This window comes from Nocardia sp. CY41, assembly GCF_009829325.1.
GTDB lineage: Bacteria > Actinomycetota > Actinomycetes > Mycobacteriales > Mycobacteriaceae > Nocardia.
The window spans coordinates 1-4,586 of sequence record NZ_VUOS01000083.1; the positions used below are offsets into that span (position 1 = coordinate 1).

4 protein-coding genes are annotated in these 4,586 nt (G+C 64.2%); all 4 read left to right on the top strand.

Features of this window, described 5'->3' with window-relative positions; all coding sequences use genetic code 11:
* Positions 1-598: 598 nt before the first annotated feature.
* Positions 599-772: a hypothetical protein gene (locus tag GVY64_RS36475; protein WP_159851199.1), complete on the top strand. Its 174-nt coding sequence runs from the start codon at positions 599-601 to the stop codon at positions 770-772.
* Positions 773-2,366: 1,594 nt separating this feature from the next.
* The gene (locus tag GVY64_RS36480; RefSeq protein ID WP_159851201.1) at positions 2,367-2,663 is read left to right on the top strand and encodes a hypothetical protein; all 297 of its coding nucleotides are present in this window, start codon (positions 2,367-2,369) and stop codon (positions 2,661-2,663) included.
* Positions 2,664-2,716: 53 nt separating this feature from the next.
* The gene (locus GVY64_RS36485; protein ID WP_236567542.1) at positions 2,717-3,925 is read left to right on the top strand and encodes a DUF4158 domain-containing protein; all 1,209 of its coding nucleotides are present in this window, start codon (positions 2,717-2,719) and stop codon (positions 3,923-3,925) included.
* On the top strand, positions 3,916-4,503 hold the full coding sequence (locus tag GVY64_RS36490) for a hypothetical protein (protein ID WP_159851205.1): 588 nt from the start codon (positions 3,916-3,918) through the stop codon (positions 4,501-4,503). The genes GVY64_RS36485 and GVY64_RS36490 overlap by 10 nt, the downstream gene beginning before the upstream one ends.
* The last annotated feature ends 83 nt before the right edge of the window (positions 4,504-4,586 follow it).

The following is a 4,586-nucleotide window of genomic DNA, read 5'->3' on the forward strand; positions in this document are numbered from 1 at the left end:
AGATCACCATCGTGTTCAGGACCTCGGGCATCACTCACCCCGGAAACTGTAGTCGCAGTGAGCCATCGCGACCGCGTCGTATCGGGCCACTGCGCTCGACTTCAGACCGACGGCCCCTATCCGGCGTGTCCGGTTCCCTTCCCACGATCACCCTTACCGCTGTAATTCACAGGCGTGCTCGTCACGGGCCGAAATTTGCGCCGATACCCTGCGCCAGATGGCCCGTGAAGGCCGGACCTTACACTTGCGGATGTGATTCGCCAGACCGAGGACTCGAACCGTCCATGACCTCCTCCGCCACGAGCCGCCGCTCGTTCCTCGGTATTCCGGTCGAGGGCGATGTACCGCCCCGACAGCCCCGCCCCGTCCAGCGTCCACTGTCTGACCTGGAGCCGGTGCTGCGGGCGATCCTCGCCACCAATGAGATCGTCTCTCGTCTCGTTCGGCTGGACCCAGTACACGCCGTATTTCAACGACGGTGACTGGTGCGTGTTCGGTGTCAGCGAACCATTGAGCCCAAGATCGTTACCGAGACGCAGTGATCTTCGCGAACCGGACGATTGCGGCGACTGCTCGGTGTGTCGATAGCCTGATCGGCATGACGTCGTTCACTGTGTATCTGTCCGACCCTGAAGTTCCTGCGGGTCTCGAGTTCGCCGGTGAGGCCGAATTCCAGTTCTTCGAAAACGGTGTGCTGCAGGTGGCCGACAACGATCAGGTCCGGTACTACGCGCCTGGGTATTGGACACAGGTACACCAGGGACCGCGCTGAACCGGCGTCCCTGCCGTCGACTATCCGGCCGGCCATCGCTTCGGGCCGATGCTCGAGCCGAGATCCAATGCGAGCTGGTCGCCAGCTGCCGGACTTCGGGCGCGATCTGCGCCCGGACGGTGGCTGTGCAGGCACAGTTGGCAGTTCACCTGATCGGTAGTGGGGCCGTAGACCATCCACCAGGGCCGCCCGGCCGCATAGTAGCCAGCATGGCAATCCGGCGCAGGATGGTCATGCCGCGTTCATCCTCGACGAACGCGACACGATGCACGGTGCGGTTGCGGCCGATCCTCAAATCCTTTGCCCCGGTACTGCCGGACGGCCCACGTCTCCCGGCGCGCCCCGCGACGGCGGTTCCGGTTCCATATCAGGGGTATCCGGGCCGAACAGGGGCACTGCGGTCGGCGCGCTGTTCACCGACGACTCCGACCATGTCTCCTACGACGGCACCCGGGCCACCGGCCGTGCACGAGGTTCAGGGCGTGAGGGATGTTGTCGGAGAGTAGGTTGGCACGGCTCTTCCAGGCCATAGCCGATGAATTGCGCAGTTGCGAGATACCACTCATAACTAAGTACTTCTCCGAGACCTATCGAGGCCCGATAGGCGCGGATGATCTTCGGGCTGTCGTCCATGGGTACGGTGATACAGACGCGGCGGGCGCCGAACGGCTGAAACACACCATGGACGGCACAGGCCAGGCCAGTCACAGCGGAGGAGAACAGCCCGACTCCGGGCATCCTGCTGTCCACGAAGCACAACCCCAGGATCAGCGGGACGCCCCACTGATCGTTGCGGACGAACTCGAGAGAATCCACTCGTCGGGTGTCCGGGCAAGATGGGAACGCCTTGCGCTCGCGGAGTCGCCGCACCGGGAGTTCGAGGCTTGGATGACGTCGCCGACCGAAGGACCTCTCCCACCGCTGTCCCCGGACTCTGGTTTGACTTGTTGGGAAATGCTGCTGTGGGCCGGGGCCCGGAATAATGTGATCTCTCACGCCAAGCTTCACAGGATGTATGCGCAACTCGCGGAGTTCAGGCGGACCGGTATGCTGTCTTGGCCGCTAAAGCGGGATCTCCTCCCACACGAAGTGCGGCGCTATATTCCCGGTGACTCCGCCAATCTGCCACCGCAGCGCGGCGATGTGATCATGTGGGGGAACGGTGCTCATGTGGCGATGGCCACTGGGCGTACGGCCCCTGACGGAGCTCCGGAGGTGTACTCGTTCTGGCCGCCTCCGAAACACCCGGTCCCCAGGTCTGAGGCCATGGTGACGGATGCAGTCCAGATCACCAGCATCGATGAGCTGGAACGTGTCGTCAACCCACCCCACCGCCGCCCACCGAGGGAGATTCTCTTCGGGCGGGGGCCGTGGTAGCCGTGCGCGGATGGTGGGATACAAGCTGTGGGCATACGGGCCCGTGACGACCGCCGTGGATGCCGCATGCTGCGGGATGTGTGGTCGGCTGGTAGCAGGTAGGAGGGTGGAACGGTGATGTCGAGGACACTCATGGCATGGCACAACCAGCCGCTGCTGAAAGCCGAGGCGCTGCAGCGGGTCTGTCCAGTCTGAGGCTCATCTGCGCGAATTACTGATGAAGTGCGACCTGCTACCAGCGGTCGACAAGCAGCTGCTGTTCTTCGAACGCTGGCTGCCCGGTCATCTCGCCGCGATCGGCAATCATCACCATCGCCGGATCGTGAAAGAGATCGCCACCCCTGGATTACCCCCTGGACTAGGGCCTGGATTACCCCTGGACCCAAACCCTGCGCTAATCCAGGGGCTGGTCCAGGGGTTAATCCAGGAAGTGCCGCGGCCCGAACGGATCTCGCTCGAGCGGCAGATCGCGCGACTGGGGGTGCCGTTAACGATCGTGTCACCCGGTACATGAACGCTCCCGAAACCCGGTCGAGAGGGGTTGGCCCGGTGTAGTTTTCGCGCGTGATGAGGGAGCTCGACCAGGACGAACTGATCGACCGGTGGACGCTGATCGGCAAGGAACCGGAGCTGGTTGCCACCAAGCGGGGCGCAGCAAAAATCGGGTTTGCGCTGATGCTGCGGTTCTACACCGAAAAGGGCCGGTTTCCCCGCGGGCGGTCGGAGATCCACGACGACGCGGTCGAGTACGTAGCTCGGCAGATCGGAGTCGACCGGACCGAGATCGCGTTCTACGACTTCACCGGCCGTACGAGCAAGGCTCATAGGGCACAGATCCGCGAGTCGCTGGGCTTTCGTGAGTGCAGCGTCGCCGACGCCGAGGCGCTGACCGGGTGGCTGGTGGACAACATCACGCAGGCTCAGCGGGGTGTCGATGCGGTCCGTGACCATGTGCTGGCCCGATGCCGAGCCGAGAAGATCGAGCCGCCGACCGGTGGCCGGGTGGACCGGATCGTCTGCTCGGCGTTGAGTCTCGGCGAAGAGCTGCTGTTCGAGCGAGTCAGTTCCCGGCTGACCGCCGAGGTGGCCGACCGGATGTTCGCGTTGATCGGCGATGCGCAGACCGAAGACGGTTCGGCGGTGTTCGCCGCGATCCGCTCGGATCCGGGCACAGTCAGTTTGAACACGATGCTGGCCGAGATAGCGAAGCTGGAGGCGGTGCGAGCGATCGGACTGCCCGTTGACGTGTTCGCCGACGTCTCACCGAAGATCGTCGCGGCCTGGCGCGGCCGTGCGTCGGTGGAGTCGCCGAGCCACCTGCGCCGCCACGCCCCGGAGGTCGTGTTGACGTTGCTGGCGGCCTTGCTGCATTGCCGGGCACGGGAGCTGACCGACACGCTGGTGGAACTGTTGATCGCGACGGTGCATCGCATCAACGCCCGCGCCGAGGTGCGGGTGACCAACCAGCTGATCAAGGAGTTTAAGCGGGTCACCGGCAAGGAGAACCTGCTGTTCCGCGTCGCTGAGGCCACGGTCGAGGCCGGTGACAAGCTGGTGCGTGACACCGTGTTCCCGGTCGCGCCGCAACAGGTGCTGCGTGACCTGGTGGCCGAGTTCAAGACCTCGGGGCCGACGTATCAGCGGACGGTGAAGGCGACGCTGAAGGGCTCCTACACCAATCACTATCGGGCTGGGCTGATCAAGTTGCTGAGCGTGTTGGAGTTCCGTTCTAACAACACCGCTCACCGGCCGGTGACCTCGATGCTTTGGAGCTGATCGGCCGGCATGCCTCGGGTGTTCTGCGCTACTACCCGGCCGAGGAGACGATCCCGGCTCATCGCGGGGTGAGCGCGGACTGGCGGGAGCTGGTGTATCAGACCGACAAGCACGGGAAGCAGCGTGTGGTGCGGATGGTGTACGAGGTGTGCACATTACAGGCGCTGCGGGACCAGTTGCGGTGCAAGGAAATCTGGGTGGTCGGCGCGGACCGCTGGCGCAACCCCGCCGAGGATCTGCCCGCCGATTTCGAACAGCGCCGCATCGAACATTACGAGGCGCTGCGCAAACCGTTGGACGGGTCGGAGTTCATCGCGGCGATGCAGGCCGAGATGCGCGCCGAACTCGACGCCCTGCACACCGCGCTGCCCAAGTGCGACTGGTTGGAAATCAAGGAACGACGATCCGGCGCTATCAAGCTGACGCCGGTACCGAAGCAGGCCGAGCCGACGAATCTGCGCAAGATGAAGAGGGCGATTCGCACCAGATGGGGGCAGGTGCCGTTGATCGACATCGTCAAGGAGACCGTGCTACGAGCGCCTATCAGGTTCGGTTGCGGAGTCTTCGCCAGCAGATGAGGGCGGCGGCGAGGTCGAGGAATCCTTGGTGGATGTCGGTGCGTCGTTCCCAGCGGGTGGCCAGGCGGCGGTAGTGGTGTAGC

Coding starts and splice junctions, on each gene's coding strand:
- GVY64_RS36485 (WP_236567542.1), top strand. CDS start 2,717: ATGAGGGAGCTCGACCAGGACGAACTGATCGACCGGTGGACGCTGATC.
- GVY64_RS36480 (WP_159851201.1), top strand. CDS start 2,367: ATGAAGTGCGACCTGCTACCAGCGGTCGACAAGCAGCTGCTGTTCTTC.
- GVY64_RS36475 (WP_159851199.1), top strand. CDS start 599: ATGACGTCGTTCACTGTGTATCTGTCCGACCCTGAAGTTCCTGCGGGT.